The 18,637-nt window shown below is 43.4% G+C and carries 15 protein-coding genes and 1 tRNA gene; 7 read left to right on the top strand and 9 right to left on the bottom strand.

Annotation, left to right across the window (positions count from 1 at the left end; translation table 11 throughout):
• Positions 1–90: 90 nt before the first annotated feature.
• The 6 genes from L4D74_RS20780 to L4D74_RS20755 all read right to left on the bottom strand — a co-directional run bounded on the left by L4D74_RS20780 (position 91) and on the right by L4D74_RS20755 (position 5,322).
• Positions 91–1,422, bottom strand: a complete 1,332-nt coding sequence (locus L4D74_RS20780) for an anaerobic C4-dicarboxylate transporter (RefSeq protein ID WP_428754432.1) — start codon at positions 1,420–1,422, stop codon at positions 91–93.
• Between the two features lie 305 nt (positions 1,423–1,727).
• The gene (locus L4D74_RS20775) at positions 1,728–2,210 is read right to left on the bottom strand and encodes a DM13 domain-containing protein (protein WP_428754431.1); all 483 of its coding nucleotides are present in this window, start codon (positions 2,208–2,210) and stop codon (positions 1,728–1,730) included.
• A gap of 198 nt (positions 2,211–2,408) precedes the next feature.
• The gene (locus L4D74_RS20770; RefSeq protein ID WP_428754430.1) at positions 2,409–3,254 is read right to left on the bottom strand and encodes a LysR family transcriptional regulator; all 846 of its coding nucleotides are present in this window, start codon (positions 3,252–3,254) and stop codon (positions 2,409–2,411) included.
• A 412-nt stretch (positions 3,255–3,666) separates the two neighbouring features.
• On the bottom strand, positions 3,667–4,698 hold the full coding sequence (locus L4D74_RS20765; RefSeq protein ID WP_428754429.1) for an HlyD family secretion protein: 1,032 nt from the start codon (positions 4,696–4,698) through the stop codon (positions 3,667–3,669).
• Positions 4,695–5,153 carry a magnesium transporter gene (locus L4D74_RS20760; protein WP_428754428.1) on the bottom strand — a complete coding sequence of 153 codons (459 nt, stop codon included), beginning with the start codon at positions 5,151–5,153 and terminating at the stop codon, positions 4,695–4,697. Before L4D74_RS20760 ends, L4D74_RS20765 begins: the two co-directional genes overlap by 4 nt.
• A gap of 1 nt (position 5,154) precedes the next feature.
• Positions 5,155–5,322: a hypothetical protein gene (locus L4D74_RS20755; protein WP_428754427.1), complete on the bottom strand. Its 168-nt coding sequence runs from the start codon at positions 5,320–5,322 to the stop codon at positions 5,155–5,157.
• A gap of 442 nt (positions 5,323–5,764) precedes the next feature.
• Here L4D74_RS20755 and L4D74_RS20750 point away from each other — a divergent pair.
• Positions 5,765–5,848: transfer RNA gene (locus tag L4D74_RS20750), tRNA-Leu, on the top strand.
• A gap of 61 nt (positions 5,849–5,909) precedes the next feature.
• Positions 5,910–6,524: a DUF2913 family protein gene (locus L4D74_RS20745; protein WP_428754503.1), complete on the top strand. Its 615-nt coding sequence runs from the start codon at positions 5,910–5,912 to the stop codon at positions 6,522–6,524.
• On the opposite strand, the gene L4D74_RS20740 is transcribed toward L4D74_RS20745, so the two are convergent.
• Together L4D74_RS20740 and glgC are read right to left on the bottom strand one after the other, a co-directional pair.
• On the bottom strand, positions 6,513–7,097 hold the full coding sequence (locus L4D74_RS20740; RefSeq protein ID WP_428754426.1) for a TetR/AcrR family transcriptional regulator: 585 nt from the start codon (positions 7,095–7,097) through the stop codon (positions 6,513–6,515). The genes L4D74_RS20745 and L4D74_RS20740 overlap by 12 nt on opposite strands.
• 191 nt (positions 7,098–7,288) lie before the next feature.
• Positions 7,289–8,602, bottom strand: coding sequence for a glucose-1-phosphate adenylyltransferase (gene glgC, locus L4D74_RS20735; protein ID WP_428754425.1), 1,314 nt, complete (start codon positions 8,600–8,602; stop codon positions 7,289–7,291).
• Between the two features lie 530 nt (positions 8,603–9,132).
• Between glgC and L4D74_RS20730 the strand changes: the two genes are divergently transcribed.
• The gene (locus L4D74_RS20730) at positions 9,133–10,026 is read left to right on the top strand and encodes a DnaJ C-terminal domain-containing protein (RefSeq protein WP_265675960.1); all 894 of its coding nucleotides are present in this window, start codon (positions 9,133–9,135) and stop codon (positions 10,024–10,026) included.
• A gap of 457 nt (positions 10,027–10,483) precedes the next feature.
• Here L4D74_RS20730 and L4D74_RS20725 read toward each other — a convergent pair whose 3' ends face one another.
• The gene (locus tag L4D74_RS20725; protein ID WP_428754424.1) at positions 10,484–12,358 is read right to left on the bottom strand and encodes a heparin lyase I family protein; all 1,875 of its coding nucleotides are present in this window, start codon (positions 12,356–12,358) and stop codon (positions 10,484–10,486) included.
• A gap of 563 nt (positions 12,359–12,921) precedes the next feature.
• Here L4D74_RS20725 and L4D74_RS20720 point away from each other — a divergent pair.
• From L4D74_RS20720 to L4D74_RS20705, 4 genes are all read left to right on the top strand, one after another.
• Positions 12,922–13,698 carry an alpha/beta fold hydrolase gene (locus L4D74_RS20720; RefSeq protein ID WP_428754423.1) on the top strand — a complete coding sequence of 259 codons (777 nt, stop codon included), beginning with the start codon at positions 12,922–12,924 and terminating at the stop codon, positions 13,696–13,698.
• Between the two features lie 594 nt (positions 13,699–14,292).
• Positions 14,293–16,794, top strand: coding sequence for a hypothetical protein (locus L4D74_RS20715; RefSeq protein WP_428754422.1), 2,502 nt, complete (start codon positions 14,293–14,295; stop codon positions 16,792–16,794).
• A gap of 728 nt (positions 16,795–17,522) precedes the next feature.
• Positions 17,523–17,834, top strand: a complete 312-nt coding sequence (locus tag L4D74_RS20710; RefSeq protein ID WP_428754421.1) for a hypothetical protein — start codon at positions 17,523–17,525, stop codon at positions 17,832–17,834.
• 94 nt (positions 17,835–17,928) lie between these two features.
• Positions 17,929–18,637, top strand: a 709-nt coding sequence (locus L4D74_RS20705) for a transposase (protein WP_428754420.1), incomplete at its 3' end; no start/stop codon positions are given.

Below are 18,637 nucleotides of genomic sequence, written 5' to 3'. Positions count from 1 at the left end.
CCATCAAACTTAAGCACCATCACTCTGCTTCATCGTTGGTTTTGAGTGCCTGACACCCAAAACCAGCGATGTTATTTCGTTAGTCGATGACTATTGGCCGATCACCATTTGTCCCAGTACATAGCCTGCGCAACATGCCGAAACCACACCGATAAGCCCGACACTCATGAATGAGTGGTTAAAATACCATTTGCCAATTTTCGTCGTGCCAGATGAGTCAAAATTCACCGTAGCAATATCGGAAGGGTAGTTGGGGATAAAGAAGTAGCCGTAGACAGCAGGCATTAAACCAATCAGTAGTGCGGGTTCAAGCCCTAGCCCTAAGCCAACAGGTAGCATCATACGTGCCGTTGCTGCTTGGGAGTTGACGACAACAGAAACCGTAAATAGCGCAAGCGCAAACGTCCACGGGTAGTCCGTGACCATACCAACAATCCCCGATTTAAATTGTGGCATCGCGTATTGGAAATACGTATCAGACATCCAAGCAATACCAAAAATGGCAATCGCTGCGACCATACCAGACTTAAACACAACGCCGTTAGGGACTAAACGTGGGTCGGTATTTGTGGCAAGGAGGATAATGCCACCAAAACAGAGCATCATCATCTGAATGATCACAGCCATGCTTATGGGTTTACCCCCGTCTGTAATGGTGCGAATCTCAGGTACCATCGCAATTATCACGATCACAACGATTGATAGCAAAAAGATCAATACCGAGTTTCTTGCAGAACTTGGGAGGACTTCATCAAGCGATGTAGCCGTGGTATTTAGGATGCGCTCGCGCCACTCTGGATCTTTTAAGCGTGATTGATACTCAGGATCATCATCAAGCTCCTTGCCGCGTTTCATGCTGTATAACGACATGAGCAAGGTACCAAATAAGGTAGCAGGAACGGTCACCATTAAAATAGACAGTAAGGTAATATTGGTTTGGATTTGTGAAAGCTGCGCGAGGTAATAGACAACGGCGGCAGAAATTGGCGACGCGGTGATGGCAATCTGAGAGGCGACGGAAGAAGCCGCCATTGGTCGCTCTGGACGGATGCCATTTTTAAGTGCGACATCACCAATAATAGGCATAATGGAATAAACCGCGTGCCCAGTACCAAGTAAAAACGTCATAGTGTAAGTCACAAATGGCGCAATGAGAGTGACACGCTTTGGGTTTTTACGTAGCAGTCGTTCGGCGACTTGAAGCATGTATTTTAAACCGCCAGCGGCTTCTAAAATAGACGCGCAGGTAACCACTGCTAAGATAATTAACATCACGGTGACAGGAGGAGACGTCGGTGGCATCTTGAAGATGAACACCTCAATGGTTAAGCCTATACCGGATACAACACCAAGACCAATCCCACCTTTCCTCGAGCCAATATAGAGCATGAGAAGCAGGAACAGAAACTCGAGATACAACATCACTATTTCCTTATTTACATTTTGTAACAGTAAGGTAATTATCCATTATTAATGTATGGATATTTGAATGGAAGATCACATAACGTCTTGAACTTATGTTGGAAATTTAATTCTATAAGATGCGTCACTCTATAGGTGAGATTCGTGAATGAGGTGTAAATTAACTGTGATTAATGGGCAGGGATTAGGTTGCAATAGTGAAAACCATTACACCGAAAGAAAACCACGACGTTGAATAGTGAGTGTTTCATCACGAATATTGGACAGCAAATGTTCGGTTATTTATCGTTATTTAGCGCTGTCCATTACGTTTGATTTGGCGGGAATAACTGAGCCGATGTAATGAATTCTCCAAAGGTTTCGCACCAAACAATGGCGGTGGTGTAGTGGGTTAAATCGGTATTCTCGGGCAGAGAAAGTAGGAAGCGATCGAAGGTTTTGATGTCCCCAATATTGAGCATCGTTGCTTTATTGGCATTGAAGTCACTTTCAGTTTCCACATAAGTCGGTGATAAATACAGTTTGTAATCTGGACCCGGGGCGAGTTCACCGATAAACATAACGCTGTTGTGGGTGACCGTAACTTTACCTTCCCCCCAGTGGAAGAAGTCGCTGTCCTCACGGTCTTTAGAGAACTCACCGACCATGATTACTTGCTCAGTCGGTAACGTCGCCGTGTTGAACTCGGGGGAGTCCGGCTGTATCAAAATAGGCAGAACGTAAATACCCAGCATGAATCCAGCGAATAATGCCGCTAAATGGGTACACAGTAATATCACTCGCTTCAAAATTGTTCTCCGACTGGTGTTTCTTTTATTGTTTCGAACGGGCTTTCTATTTTTATCGATGATGCCCTAGCTATCGATAATGCCTTACTGAAGGTGGATAACTTAACCATAGAACATTTCAATGCAGAGCCTCAAACAAATTCGTTTCTATTGCTATGTCGGTCGCATTCAATTGGCTAGCAACGGTTCAAATCGTTGTTATTGGTACTGGTGATTCTGAATGGCATTTCGAATCAACTGACGAGTGGCTTTATGTTGATCGTCATTGAGGAAGCGGCGGTGATAGATCATTCGAAATTGAACGTCTCTTAACTGAATCGGTATATCGATAACCTTGAGGTTAAGTAGTGGCGCCATATGTTTAGCAAGGGAGACGGTGGATGCTCCGATTAAATCTGTCGTCGCAGCAAGCGATAACATACTCGACAGGGAGCCTGTCTGCGCTTTGATTCGTCGGGGTGGCATGGCTCTTTCCGCTAGGAATTCAAGCATGACCACGTCATTTCTGCGAATGTTAAGTGCAATGTGTTCCAATTTAAAATACTGCTCAAACGTCAAACTGTCGCCAATACTCGGATGATCGTTACGACAAACACAAACAACAGGTTCACTGAATATGTCTTCTACAACATGAGAATGACTTCGGCTGGTGGCAACATCGATAACCAAGTCGACTTTTTGTGAGTCAATATCGGCTAAAAGTTGTGACTCACTAAGCGGGGGCTCTTGAAAAGAAAGGCCCTTAATTTCACAAACTAAGTGCATCAGACTTTCGCTACAATAGACTTTGGTAATGTCTTGGCTTTGCTCGATAGTTTCGAGTACCGCTAGAGGGCCGGCTATTTTATTGGCAAGTGCTACTGCAGCGCCTGTTGGAGCAATACTGCGGCCAGAGCGCACAAACAGTGCTTTGCCCACCACGGCTTCTAGCCTTTTTAATGCTGCACTCACGGCTGGCTGAGTGATCTCCAGAGCATCGGCCGCACGTGTAATCGAGCCGTGTTTGTATATCGCTTGAAATGTGATGAGTAGATTAAGATCCATACGGTGTTGCACTCCATGAGTTTTTCTAGGCTTATCACGAACGATGGTACTATCTGTCGTAGTGTTGAGATCGTAGCTTATTCATTAATATATCAAGGTTAATTTTAGGTCAAGGGGAGAGGGCGTGTGGTGACGGTGAATAGTGAGTCGAACAGAGTGATATTCAATCCTTAGAATATCAGTACTTTACGTTTGTTATTTCCCATCATACCTTCGTTACCTATTTCTACTGACTGTTAATGGCATGACACATATTAAAAGCAAAAGTTATAGGCAAAAAAAACACCTCAAAAAGTGAGGTGTTTTGAGCCCAATGTCCTGTTCCAAAACTCTGCAGAGTTCAAGTTTTTATTTGAGCTCCAATGGGTTAATCTGCTAAGGCTTTACCTGTTATGACCTAATCTTCTACAGATTAAATGGCATTTAAGTAGGCTTTTAATGCCTTTAATCGGACGGTAGCGCCACCTATGATATCCATGAAGCCGAGTTTAGAAGACGGTTTGTCTGCCGAGACCCAACCAGAGCCAGTTGCGCCAAGTGGCACGTTATAGCCTTCAGGCTCTTCAAACTCGATAACAATAGTACGTCCGTGTGAGCCGGCATTATTGCCAACGTGTTGGCGGACTTGCTGGCTAGAACCTATTGCAGAGACGGTCGCTTCACCGGTATTACTGGTGATGCTATGAACGCGTCCCCTAAAAATTTCGCCTGGATGGGAGTTGACAAAAAATTCGGCAAATTGTCCCTCTTTGATATGGCGGTATGTTTGGTCGCTAACGCGCATTTCGACAAATTTTCGGCCTGTGTCATATAAGAATAAGTTACCGGTACGAGATCCTTTGGCGATGTTAATTACGCCAACAACCCCATCAAATGGCGCTCTAACTTGATTGCGGTCATTGAGCCATTGTTTTTGGTTAATTTGTGCTCTAATGCTGTCGGCATCAGAGTGGGCGGCCATTAAGTCTGCGTTGCCTTGTTGAATTCGCGTATGCAGTTCATCACGCTCTTGTTCTGAGCTGAATTCATCCAAACTGATTAGGCGTTGGTGATTCTTTTTATCAATGATGATTTGTTCTTCAATGCTGATAATTCTATGTTCACTGGCAATGAGCCGTGAGCGTAGGCTTTTAATTTCTTCATCGGTATCTTCTGACTCTAACGTATACAGTAAGTCGCCTTTTTTAACACTTTGGTTATGGGTGACGTAAATGTCTTTAACTTGCTGCCCAAACAGTGGGCTAAGTACCGCATGAGGAGCTTTAACGGTTGTACTGTCAGTCAGATCGGCGGGAGACCAGAATCGGTGCGCAGTAAACAGTAAAAACGCCAGAAACGCACCAAAACCAACGCTTAGCACCGCGTTTCTCAATGTCCACTTGATGACACCAAGTTTAACCAGCAGCCATATAATCAGGACGTAAGGGAGCATGATCTCTTTCATTTCACTTCTTCCTTCTTATTACCGTAGATACCACTGTTGATTACTCGGCTCACTGCTTTACCAACGGCTTCCCAATCAGTAAACGCTATGATGATGGCTAGCACCCACCAAAGCTTATCGATGAACAAACCACATAGAGACAACGCAAAGACTAAGTTAGCGTGTGCACTTTGCATGTATTGACTGCGGTGTACGGCAACTTCGTGGAGCTGCCAAAGTAAATAGAGCACATAAGCAACAATGGATAAGGTGATGACAAAAATGATGCCCATGAACATTTCAGAGTTGAGTAGACCAATGATAGTCGGTTGACCATTGGCAAAATGATCGCTGGGCAGCGCTTGTCCATGTATGGTTGAAAGCAAAGAAAAGGCGTAGCTTAAGGTTAAAAAGCCACCAATAATGAGTGTCGCCTTAAGGCTGAATCTTAAGGACTTAATAATAAATGGTTTCATGCTAGGTTATCCGTGTATCGATAAGAGAGCGAAAGTAAACGGGGAGGCGAGTCACTGCTAGTTTTGTTTGCGAAGGAAACCCTTGTACGAATAAAACCCAATCATCTTTAGGAAGAATATCGGTGGTTTTGGATTTTGAAGGGTGATGTTGGTTAAATAGTCTGAGCATAGTCATTCCTATATCAGGCTATCCTTAGCGTGCATGCGAACCGTTAAACCTCTAAAAGATCATTCAATGGCTATAATCTATTGAGAAGTCCAGTTGTGGTGAATCGAGAACGGATGAGTGGCAAGCAAGTACACTGCTGGTTAACGATTCTTAGTATGAAAATATCGTATTCTATTTGCTTGCTGGAATACATTTGGTCAACTAGGGTTCTGACATCAATTTCATTTATGTATTGCGTGCGGTCATTGGTAAGTTTGAGGGTAGACTTAAGGAATTTTGTGTTGCTAAATCATTCAAACTGATTATTTGTTCACCAAACAAACGGATTTCTATGTTTTTATCTAATGAAATGCTATACAAGTAAAATATCGTCAGTTAACATTCGTTTGTTCCAGAAAATTGGAACCAAAATGATAACAGACGGAAGTTTGTACTCATTGATGCCGAGATGGTGAAATTGGTAGACACGCTAGCATGAGGTGCTAGTGCCTATGGTGTGAGGGTTCGAGTCCCTCTCTCGGCACCATTCCTTTCCTTATTTGTACACAGAGCACATAAGTACACAGACTACAATGCAGAACAACGGAATCGGTTCAAAGCACATCAGTACGTCTAGCTCAGATTCAATTCAACAATTGACTGAGGTGTCTCTTCACGCCCTTTTACACCTAGAATTCAAAAAACTTGAAGCAAAGTCTGCACATCTTGATCGTGATAAATGCAATGATTTGCTAGTTCGTTGGTTAAAACCAAAACTTAAAAGCAATAAGTACAAAGCCATTCGCAAGCAACTTAAGACGATGAGCCTACAAGCGAAGAAGTCTCAAGTTGATCTAGAAGAGGTGTTGTTGGTTGGCATTGAGGCGAAGCCTGAAGCCATGCAACCGCATTTAGATAGTTATTTGCTGCTTATTCGCGAGATTGAAAGAAAACTTGGTACGACAGCGCTACTTTCTAGTCCAAGAGACGTCGATCTTAAGCATGATGAAGATAGCTGTTTATTATGTGTGTTATCTGAAGACCTTAATGGTCACTTTGGTACTAAAAATCAGCTAGTTAGCAGTATTTCTATTCTCTTCCGTGGTACGGTTCGTGAAAAGCATTTATTCCTTGGAACTATCTATGCCAATGATGTTTTTGCTTATCAACTCCAGTATGAAGATGAAAACTTTGTACGGATTGAGCTTGAGTTAAATCATTAACGTAAAAATGTCATCAATGAGTGATTGGCTTTGCTCTGGTCGAGACTGATTGGCGCGCACGTAGCTTCTAATACCCATAATTTGTATCTGAACGTATTGTCCCAAGCGTTGGGCATCGAGTGAGGGATTAACTTCACCGCAAGCTTGCGCAGCTTTGATCACTTTTTCAAACTCTCCTTCAATTCTTTGCAGCGCTTGCCTGGCACAGTTAAGTAATTCTGCGTTGTCTTCGGTAAGTTCTGCGATGGTTTTTGCCAGCATGCATAAGTGACTTGGTGCGGGTTGGTCATTAGGAATGACTGCAGCGCTGACAAAGCTCTTTAAGCCTAATAAGGGAGAAGGAGAAGCACAGACCGTGTCCGTCAGCCGCTTAATGCTTTGCTCGGCGTAATGCTCTAATGCCACTTGAAACAGCCCGTCCTTGCTGCCAAATTCCGCATAGATACTGCCAGGTCGCATATCGATTGCGTCTTGCAAGCTACGCATAGAGGTGGCGTGATAGCCTTTCTCCCAATACAACAGCATAGCATTATGTATGACTTCTTCGCGTTGGAACTTAGCCGTTTTAGCCATGTTGCACTTCTCTTATTTGAACGTATGTTCAAATTTTAGCGTGAACCTAATATGAAGTAAAGTGAGGGTGCTCGTACTAGGAGGCGGTAGAGAGAGTGTAATTTGTCTTGATTTGATGGGTCTTAGTATGAATAGAAAAAGAGCCACGATATCGCGGCTCTTTGGTGGTCTTAGTCTTTGATCATTAATAATTAAGCCGTTGCTTCGCTCTCGCCTTTGAGTGGCAGAACCACACTTTCTACTAGCTTATCAATCATTTCGTTCGTCACTAGCACGATGCCATTTTCTGAAACCGTAAAGCGAGCTTTATCTTGCTCGGCATCAAAGCCGATGATCATACCATCAGGAATCTGACAGCCCTCACCAACAATGACTTTTTGAAGTTTACAATCCATTCCTACGGTGGCGTTAGGCAGAAGGATCGAGTCAGTGACTTCTGCACGGTCTTCCACTCTTACGTCAGATGAAATGAGACTGTGTTTGATCTGCGCGCCGGAAATGATCGCGCCAGCACACAGTACAGAGTCGATAGCAAACCCACGCCGCTCTGGTTCATTGAATAAAAACTTCACACCTGGGCGCTGTACTTGGCTGGTCATGATTGGCCAGCTGGTATCGTAGAGATCAAGCTCAGGCGTTGGGGCAAGTAAATCCATAGTTGCAGCGTAGTATTCTTCTACATGACCCACATCACGCCAATAGCCGTTGGCACCAGGGTGACCTTTTTCGCTAAAAACGTAGCCTTTTAACTTACTACGGCCGATAAGGCTTGGAATGATGTTATGACCAAAGTCATGCTTGTAATTTGGATCGTTAAGCGCCTGTTTTAATTCGTTATCAAGTACATCCAGATTGAAGATATAGATACCCATAGAGATCAGAGCTTTGCTTTCATCATTTGGCATCGACGGTGGGTTACTTGGCTTTTCTACAAAATTAATAATGTCACCGTCTTGATTAAGCCCCATCACACCGAATTCTGACGCTTCCTCGATCGGTTTTTGGATACAGGCGACAGTAACGTCTGCGCCACTTTCCACATGGAAATTGACCATGCGTGAGTAGTCCATTTTGTAGATGTGATCGCCACCCAAAATTAGAATTCGTTCTGTTTGATCGTGTCGTTTAATGAGGTCTAAGTTTTGGTAAATCGCATCTGCAGTACCGCGGTACCAGTCTTCACCTACACGTTGCTGGGCAGGAATGATGTGTACTCCTTCATTTAGCGCCGAGTACGTCGATTGCCAACCAGTTTGGATATGAGTGATCAGATCTTGCGCCATATACTGCGTAAGTACACCCACTTTTCGGATACCTGAGTTGATACAGTTGGATAATGCAAAATCGATGATTTTAAACTTACCACCGAATGACACTGCTGGTTTTGCAACGCTAGAGGTGAGTTCTTTAAGCCGAGTTCCTTTTCCTCCTGCGAGGATCATAGCCGTTGTATTACGTAGTCGAGCATTGCTCGAAATATGAGAATATTGGTTTTCCTTTGGCATTGTATTACTCCTTTTATTACAAGCGCAAAGACGTGCGGGGGAGTGTAAACGTGCTTTCTTCTAGCGAGAAAGTTAGTGTTTATTTTTAGTTCACCCAATAACGTCATATAAATAGCCCCTCTATAAGAACAGAGAAACGTTATGCGATCCATGTCATATTAAATAAAGCGATTAACAAGCATTGGATCTTGGTTGTAGATCACAGAATGCCGTATCAATAGTGAAACAATTGTTGTCAACGTGTTTCAAACGTAACCGGTTTGGTGCGTTTTGTTTTGTCTAGTTATCAGTATGCACCGTATATGCACTTCGTTACATTTATATGACATCGATAGGAATCAGTAGAGAGACTTGTTTCAAACGTTGGAGTGTGAGGTAGGCGACGTTTATCGCTGGCAGCGAAACCGAGTTCTCACGGTAATAAAGAGTTGAGTTATCCGTAATAATACATAAACTTGTCGGTATTCAGAGCGTGACCGATCGCGAGCACGCTCTTTTTTGATTTAGATGATGAGTAATGAGGTTTTAGCATGTCTAAAAAAGATTATTACAGCGTGCTAGGGGTCTCGAAAGGTGCCTCCGAACAAGAAATAAAAAAAGCTTATAAACGGCTAGCAATGAAGTATCACCCGGATAAAAATCCAGGTGATGCGGCGGCAGAAGCGAGCTTTAAAGAAGTCAAGGAAGCGTATGAAATCTTGACGGATAAAGATAAGCGACGTCAATACGACCAATTTGGTCACGCGGCATTTGAAAATGGCGGGCATGGCGGACGTGGTGGTCACCATGGAGGATTCGATGACATCTTTGGTGATGCATTCCGACAGCGCGGGCAAGGTTTTGGCGGCGGTTTCGGCGGTTTTGAAGATATGTTCTCTCAAGGACGAGGGCGTCAACCTCGACCTCAGCGTGGTCAAGATAGCGAGTTTACTCTAACCGTTGACTTTGTCGACGCGATTCAAGGCGCAGATAAAGTTGTTGAGCTACCAATTAACGGTGAGCATAAAAAGATCAACGTTAAAATACCCGCGGGTATTAAAGACGGTGAAAAGATACGTTTCTCCGGTAAAGGTGGCGCGGGGTCATACGGCGCACCAGCAGGCGATCTGTTATTGATTATCGCCACCAGAGCACACGCGTTTCTTGAACGAGATGAAAATGACCTCATCTGTAATACCCCCGTCGATATGATCACAGCGGCGTTGGGTGGTGAGATTGAAGTCAACGTGCTTGATAGTCGTTTTAAACTTCGCATCCCTGCTGGGACTCAGCACGGGCGAAAATTCAAAATGACAGGGAAAGGGGTGACCAGTCGTAAAGGAGAAACAGGTAACTTGTTGGTGAGAATTCAGATCAAAGTGCCAACGGATCTGAGCGATCAACAACGTTCCTTGTTAGAACAGTTTAAAGAGACGATGCAATAGCGTGCATTCGGCGCGTTTATTCGTTTTCGCTTAATGTGTTACGTGTGATTTGATAAAGACAGCCAACTTTCGGTGGCTGTCTTTTTGTTTTTCATGACCTGCGTTATTGGCCAATAGGCGCTATGCTTATAAATTACACTAAAATTTAGGTCCCTATCTCGCCCATCATTTTTTAAGTAAAGCAGATATCGACATGCCCTTTGCATTTCACAACCAGCCAAGGAGAGAGCAATGACGATGGTGTTCAAAGCCCTTATTTTGGGATTGCTGTTTGGTTTTGTCACGAAGGAAGTGCTCGCCCAAACATCCATGTTTTTGGCCTGTTAGCCAGCGAGGGCTTTAAGACTTAATGACGAGCAGCAAAGCGATGATGCGCAAGCTGTACTGCTCTTAAGTATTACGTAAATAGGTGCTACGTAAATTGCTGTTATGTAAATGGCTGCTACGCGAGTTCAGGCTATTGAGTCGCATCAAAAGGATAGCGATCTAACCCGTTACTTACTCCATCTTCATCACTATCATTAAAGATACCGTCTACCGGGCTTGCTCCCCATTCTGCAAGTGGGCGATTAATCGCTTTGGATACCGAAATATTGTCAAAATAGATCGTTTTAGGGCTTCGAATTTCGGTATACATGCCAAATTTCATATAACCGTCGTTGCCAACCAGTAACGTTTTGCCTGCTCGATCAAGTTTCAACTCACCATTTACCCACACTTTAACATGACCATCATCTCCAAGTGATTTCTTGAAATACACACGAATATCAGTCCATGTATCTTGCGGTGCTGTACCTAGGTCTACGACGGGCTGACCACTTGAATGGTACGTAAGTGCAAATTTACCATCGTTGCTTAACCTGATCGCCGCATGAGGCCCTGAACTAAATGATTTCCACTGAGTAATGATTACGGAATATTTCGTCACAGTTTGCCATGATGCATCGGGTCGAATACTGGCACTATAAAAGGACTCCTCCCCAGGTGAGAAACGGTAAATGCTGCTCATAAACGCGGCTTCAGAGCGATAGGCTGGCGGTTCACCAAACACTTTTAGAACTCGGTTCCCCGTCCTTGCCCATGGCACGGCTTGTGTTTCGTAGTAATGGTAACTGGCTGGCTCCTTAGTGAGGGAATCGAAACTACTGGAAAAAGAAGGGGTAAGTTCTCCTGGCAATTCAGAGTGTAGGGTCCCATTCTCCCAACCCGCGGTGTAAATTGGAGCTGCATCTTCTATAGGAGTGGTACGGTTTACTTGAATATCAACAACAGCTGAAGCTGAATGGTTAAATCCATCATCAACAAAGTAACTAAATTCATCCAGACCAACAAAGCCTGTGTTAGGCGTATATAGAACGTGCTCATTTGTGACCGTTAGCGTGCCGTAACGAGGTTCGCGGTCAATGATAATTTGTAGTTCATCTTGCTCTGGATCGACATCATTACCCAATACGTCACACAACAGCTGTTTATTTTTCAGTCCATCACAGGAGTCAGGAACGACCATCGTCACTTGGTTTTCCCAGCGGTTAGGATCGAGGGGGTAGTCGTCCATGTCGTCATTGACACCATCGCCATCATCATCAAGATCTTGATTGTTGCCAATCCCATCTTGATCGGTGTCGAGCCATTCGTTGGGATCGTTTGGGAAGGCGTCTTCGGCATCGACGATACCATCTCCGTCAGAGTCTTTAGATAAAGGTGAAAGCTCAAATTGCAATTTATCGACTCGTACCGAACCATCTATCGCATGTAGTGTGAGGGTGTGCTTACCCTGTGTGAGATAGAGCGTTTGCGGTGTAGTCGGTTCAAATTCGCGAACAATTTGGGTAGTGGATAAGAAAGGTAGGTGAGCGAGAACGGTGTCACCTTCAGTGAGCTCGAGTCTTTTTGGTGTGCTGGCGGTGGAGCCTAGCCAGGCAGAAAACTCATAATATGCCCCTTCCGGTACCTCTACGGTGTAGTTCATCCATTCATTACGGGCAAACCAACCTACATGAAGATTACCGGAATGGTTTGAGATATCGATTTCGTCATTACGGTAGTTCTTACCTCCACGGTTTTCTTCTGTGGTGTCAAAGAATGCGATACCTTGACCACCCAAGTCATAATCCTCAGCTTCTATAATCGTAGGAAGCTGGTGAATGGGTAAAGCATGTTTAGACGGATCCCATGGATATACATCATCACTATCAATGATGCCGTCCCCATCGGTATCTAGTGTATTCGCGCTTACCGCGAATGATGTCGTTAAAGGGGCAAAAATCATGGCGGATCCAGCAGCAATATAAAGTAGGGAAGCAAGCCGATTTTTATTTTTTAATGGTGTCATGGCATATCCTCGTTTAATTCCAACCACGATGTACTGCACAACCAAAGGTCGCGGCAGTTCATCGCTCATTTCTAATGTGATTAGGCGGCGAAAATGTGAATTAATTGAGTGCACTCATGAACAAGGTAGTGAATTTGGTATTAATATCAAACTAATGTCATATTGATGCAGTGAATGTGTTCTGTGCAAGATGAAGTGTTTTACCGACTAAAAGATAGTTCTGTCATTAAGGTGGTGTTTATACAATATAATTATAATTGACTAATGTTATTAAAGGCTTGATGCACTATATTACTTATGTAATCAGGAGGTTATTGTTAGCTAAATGCGTTCTGTATTTAAGTTAATTATTATAAGTGCCGTCTTTGTGGTCAGATAGCTGGCAAACTCTTTGTTTGACAGGCTGTCCCTATAATATGTTGATTTTTACCGTAAACTTATAGTGTGAGTGAATAAGTTGGTGTTTTGACTTCATATTGATAATTTTGAAGCAGGATCGCACCGGATTAGCCTAGCGGTGGTTGTACCAGTTTGATATGCTATCTCTAACGTGGAGGGGCACTATGAAGTGGAAAGTGGTCGTTGCGCTAGGCGCTGTATTAACCTTGTTAGGGTGCAGTAAACCCGATGCCGAGCCAACAAAAAGTGAGCTATCAAATCATCAAAGCCAACAGGTCGTCATTGTTCATGGCTTAGGCCGTAGTGCTTGGTCAATGCAGACGATGTCAGATCTGGTTTCAAAACAAGGTTATCAAGTGTGTGTGGTCGACTACCCAACGCTCCGCCGATCAATCGATGAGACTTTGCAACAAAGTGCTAGCGCGATTTCAGATTGTATTACGCAATTTGAGCAAGCAGACTTTGTTCATACTAATCAATCAAAAACGCATTTTGTTGGTCACTCGTTAGGTGGGCTTATGATTCGCTCGTATTTAGCTAATCACCCCGACTTTGTCTCATCTAAAGAGATGGGAGAGGTGGTGTTTTTAGGCACACCTAATCATGGTAGCGATGTCGCCGACTTTTTTGTGGACAATGGTTTGTTGTCATTGTTAGGTGAAACGGCCACGTCATTGACCACGGATCCAAACAGCTTTCCAAATAGCCTGCCACAGCCTAACTATGAATTTGGTGTCATTGCAGGGACACAGAGTTATCCCGTTTTTAGTGGTATGTTTGATAATTCTAATGATGGGCTAGTGTCAGTTGAGTCGACCAAACTGGAAGGCATGAAAGATTTTGTTGAAGTGGACATTAAACACGACAAGCTAAGACGAGATCCTTACGTGACACGCCTTATCTTAAGCTTTATCTCAACCGGAACGTTTGACGCTTCTTAAAGGTCACAATATTGCTCCGCTTAATCAGTAAATCATGAGGGGAGTTAAACTCCCCTTTGTGTTCATGAAGATAATTCACTGTGATAGCTGAATGAAATTGATATAACTAAAGTACCCCAAGGAAGAGGGAGTACGACATGGAGTTATTGATAAAACTGGAATACATTGCCTTGCAAATCTGGGCAATATTTTTGATAAAAGCGCTACTGTTTGGTTAGCGTGGTATAAGTAGCGTTTGAGTATCCTATTTTGGGTTCTCATTCGATACGGCGCTACCTATTTCCCCCCTCGGCTCTATGTCTTATAAATGCCACTCTACTGGATAGGCTGTACTTGGTTTTGCCCCGAAATCGCTTAGATCAAATACTCTATAAAATTTCGTAACGTGCGTTTTCCCTACCAAAACTAATCCGATTTAGAGAGGCATATAATCACCTCATATACTAGACAGCATTGTGAAATAATATGTGATGAAATTTTTTCGCTTGCTTTGCGCTGACTAAAACGCTGCTCACAATTAAATTTAATTATTTTATTTCAGCGCTTTAGGTGGTAAGTTTTCGCCTTTATTTGTTTGATTTATAGGTTTATCTTGTGCGGTATTTTTCTATTTTCCCTATAATTGCAGCGCTTGCTGGTAGTCCAAGTTTAGCTGCCGATCCACTATCAGAATTTCAAAATGAATTACAACAGCCGAAGCTTAGTGCTGAGCAGCGACTTGCGCTGGCTGAATCTATCACCAAGCATACCGCTTGGAGTGCAGGGGCATTGGCACAATTCTATTACACGGGTGAGGGGCTAGAGTCGCCGAATAAAGATCGTGCGTTGGCAATGTTTGAATTGAGCGCACAATTAGGCGATGCCTATTCAGCTTACAGTGCATTTTTAGGTCATCTCCAAGGTTGGTCAAGTCAATCAGACCCAAGCAAAGCGTCACCATATTTATGGCAAGCCGCAAAAGCCGATATTAGACAATCTCGAATGTATTTAGCGGAAGGTTATCGAACGGGCAACTATGGGTTGCCTCAAGATTTAAAAGCTGCGATGCAATGGGCTAACACGACTGAAGTGCCGCCGCAAATGCATTTGGATATGTGTCTTCAAGAGGACGCTTTATATCTAAGCCAGCATTGTGTTAATGAATGGGTTAAACCAGCCGCATTGCAAGGCGATGCGATAGCAAGTTACCGCATGGGATTACAGTTTCAGCATGGCATTAGTATGTTGACTCCAGATCTAAATGAGGCTAACACTTGGTTTGAAAAGGCTGGTAACTACGGACCTGCGTTATTCGCTCGTGGTGATCTTTTATTTGCTCAACAAGGAAATTCTTTTTTCAATAAAGACGATAGCGAGCAGATGAAATCATTGTTGTTCTCTGCCGCTCAGACGGGTGAGCTACGCGCGTTTACAGAACTCGCATATGTGATGATTAATGGCGGTGAATCTGATTCTGCTTTGACGTTACTAAGTCAAGCCGACATAGTTGGATCGTGTGACGCTGAATGTAAGTATCAATTGTCAGTGCTGCTTGAAAAAAGTGAGCCCGAAAACGCTGAAGCATATTTACAAAGTGCGATGAGTGAAGGTGATGCCAACGCTTTGCTTGAAACGGCACTTAAACAAGCCCAAGATTTACCCGATACTCGCGCTAAAATCTACCAAGCAGCAATTAAAGGCAATGTAACTGCAATGCTATGGTTGATGGATAGAGCAAATGAGTCGGGTGATAAAGAGCAAGCGATTATTTGGCGTCAAGAAGCCGCAGCTTTTCAAGACAGGTATAGTCAGTTTGAGTTGGCCTTGCACGCGAGGAAAGAGCAGTGGTATGAAGCTTCTAGCTATTGGAAGAGCAGAAACGGGTTTTCTAACCGATTTAAAGATGACGTTAATGTCTTAGCTGATAGCGGACGTCCTGAAGTACGTGAGGATGCCATTCAATATACGAAACAATTTGGCGGTGATCTGAAAAAGCGTTATCAAGAGTTGAACGCTCAGCATGATGAGCCAAATTATTATTTAGAACATAACCGCTTACTTAACCAACTTAAGCGTGTTCGCTTTCGTGAATACTCATTATCACCATGGAGGATTGTCGCTGAAGCCCCTGATGTACCGCAAATAGAGGCTTATAACCGTGGTGATATGAAAGTGCCAAGGAGGCATAAAGATGGGCGTTTAGCCGTGGATGGAGCTTGGAATCCGCCCGAGAAACTACCGTTTAAATTATTGGCTAATAATCAAAGTGTGCAACAAAGCCATTGTGGATACTTATTTAATCGTGCGACAGGGGATCATCTTTTAATCCACCGCTTGAAAGGGGGATGTCGTCCTGAACCAAGCATAGTGACTCGACTTGAGCAAGAAGGGGCGAAAAAGCTAGTTCATAACGACGCGGCTTCAGCTGCTCTATTTGATGATGGAAGTGTTGTTACTTGGGGCGGTGCAATGGCTGGTGGCAGTCCTATTCTTGCGGCATCTAATTTTGAAGATTCAGCCTATCAAAGCCTTGATGATGAACTCAAAGTTTATCGTCGTTTACAAGCGAATATTGTCGATATCGCGCCCGTGCAAAGCCATTTCCTCGCTTTAGATAGCTCAGGGGATATTTTGCTTTGGGGACCAATGGCTTATCATTTTGGTGGTGAAATTCAAGGCGAGTATCAAGCACTGGCGGCGAGCCCTGATAGTGACCGCTTTTGTGCGTTGAGTCGCAACGGTGATGTCGATTGTTGGGATTTAGGTGGCGGCGCTTCACCAGTAGTAATTGCTCATAACAAGGCTCGAGTGATGAAAGTTGAAGGTACTTTTGACACTTTTGCAATGCTTGATGAACAAGGGCAATTGACTTTACAATCGATCGTTATGAATCAAAATACCGATGATTTAGTACCGACGCTTGATAAAAATAAGCGCTGGAAAAAGCTAGAACAAGTGATTGTCTACGGTAGATTGCGAACACTACTGGTTGATACGGATGATAAACTCTATTACATAAAACAAAATCATCAAAAGTTAGAATTAAAATCGGTACGTAATATTGGCAAAGAAACGTTATTCATTACTTCAAATGAAACAATGGCATATTTGAACTAGGCTGTTTCTTTGCATGGTAAGGGCCTCTTTAGCTGTATAAGGTTAAAGAGGCTTTTTTATCTTATTATCTAGCTATGGAGATGGCCTTACCTTCAATTAACTTGCTATAAATTACCAAACCACATGAAAAGTCTGCGTGACGAAATTTCGCGTTTAATCTTGCGCTCGAATAAAACACCGATTCATAATCGGCATTTGATGAGCTTAATAAGATCAGATTGTAAGGAATGAAGCATGCTGCAGTGGTTAAAAGCAAGATCAGGAAAAATGTTAGTCGTGATGTTCTCACTATGGAGTTTGGTCGGCTACGTCTTGTACCCAGCAACCATTGTTTAATATAAATCCATCTTACCAGTAAAGGCTTCAGGCCTTACAGCTATTGCTGGGCAGAAGGTTTAAGATACTTTTTCTTACTTGAACTGATGCCACTAAGTCATTTTAGCTAAGAAGCTTTTTTCCAGAGACGTGTTATGCCGCCATGCTTTGGGACAGAAGCGACTTAACGGTTTAGCCCACGGTCATTGATTTTGCTCGCTTTGGGACAGTAGTACGATAAATGCAATGAGTTTTCTATAAACGAGTATTGCAGAATATGAAATAAACCAATAGTCTAATTAGTGAGCGATGGCGGTGTCATCGTGCCACAAGGCGAAGTTCTGAGTATCTCAGGGTTTTGCCAATACACAATTTTTTTGAGGTTCTGTAGGGAACTTAAGAGGAAATACTAAATGACTATTCTAGCTCCAGAGGAAGTGCTACCTCGCGCCAATTGTACTATCGTGCGCCATGAATCATACGGTTCTACTAGTACAAATCAAACTGAGATCGTATGCTCTATCAAGGCAAACTTTGATAACGACTCTCATCTCCAAGCCTTTACAATTGCTGTTCATGCCAACCCTGAGGGGTCGCCACAAGAGCAAGAGCTGGCTTACCTCATTGAATACAGTGATGGGCATATAGAGTTGTTTGATAAGCACTCGATGTCGATCAATCGCTCTCCGAGAAATGGGTTGAAAGGACATGCACCCAAAGCATGAAATTAGTTTGATTTTATTGAATTCGCCAACTCACCAACAATTCCATTAAAAGAGAACTGCTAAGTTACTTAAAACCTTTATAGCGGATCTCATTTTGACAACAGCTAGGAAACAGCTTATTTCCGTTGATGCTACCTCGTATTACCACTGCGTATCACGTTGCGTGAGGCGTAGCTTTTTGTGCGGGGAAGACCCACTCACTAACACGAGCTACGAACATCGAAGAGAGTGGATGGAGCGAAAAATTCACGCTCTGACACACGTATACTGCATCGATGTTTGCGCCTACGCCATCATGAGTAATCACTATCACTTGGTGCTTCATATCAATAAAGACAAAGCGTTAGCATTGTCACTACACGATGTGGTCGAGCATTGGGGGCGTGAACATAAATTACCGGCACTCATAGAACGTTGGCAAAATAAGCAACTCACTCACCAGGTAGAAGAAGACAAGTGTATTGAGCTCATTGAAATATGGCGAGAAAGGCTGTGGAACTTAAGTTGGTTCATGAAAGAGCTCAATTACGACATTGCGTGTAGGGCGAACCGAGAAGATATCTGTACAGGGCACTTTTGGGAAAGCCACTTCAAAAGCCAAGCGTTGCTTGATGAAAAAGCACTTGCCGCCGCAATGGCGTATGTCGACTTGAACCCTATTCGAGCAGGTATTGCTAAAACCCCTGAAACGTCGGAGTTTACTTCGATAAAAGCCAGAATCGATGCGCTGGATAAAAACTTAACGACAGCCCCATGTTTGCACCCTTTTATCGGCAATCCGACGAATAAAATGCTAGATGGTA

The organism is Vibrio cionasavignyae (genome assembly GCF_050337155.1).
Classification (GTDB): domain Bacteria; phylum Pseudomonadota; class Gammaproteobacteria; order Enterobacterales; family Vibrionaceae; genus Vibrio; species Vibrio nomapromontoriensis.
This window is presented reverse-complemented; position numbering and strand designations above follow the sequence as displayed.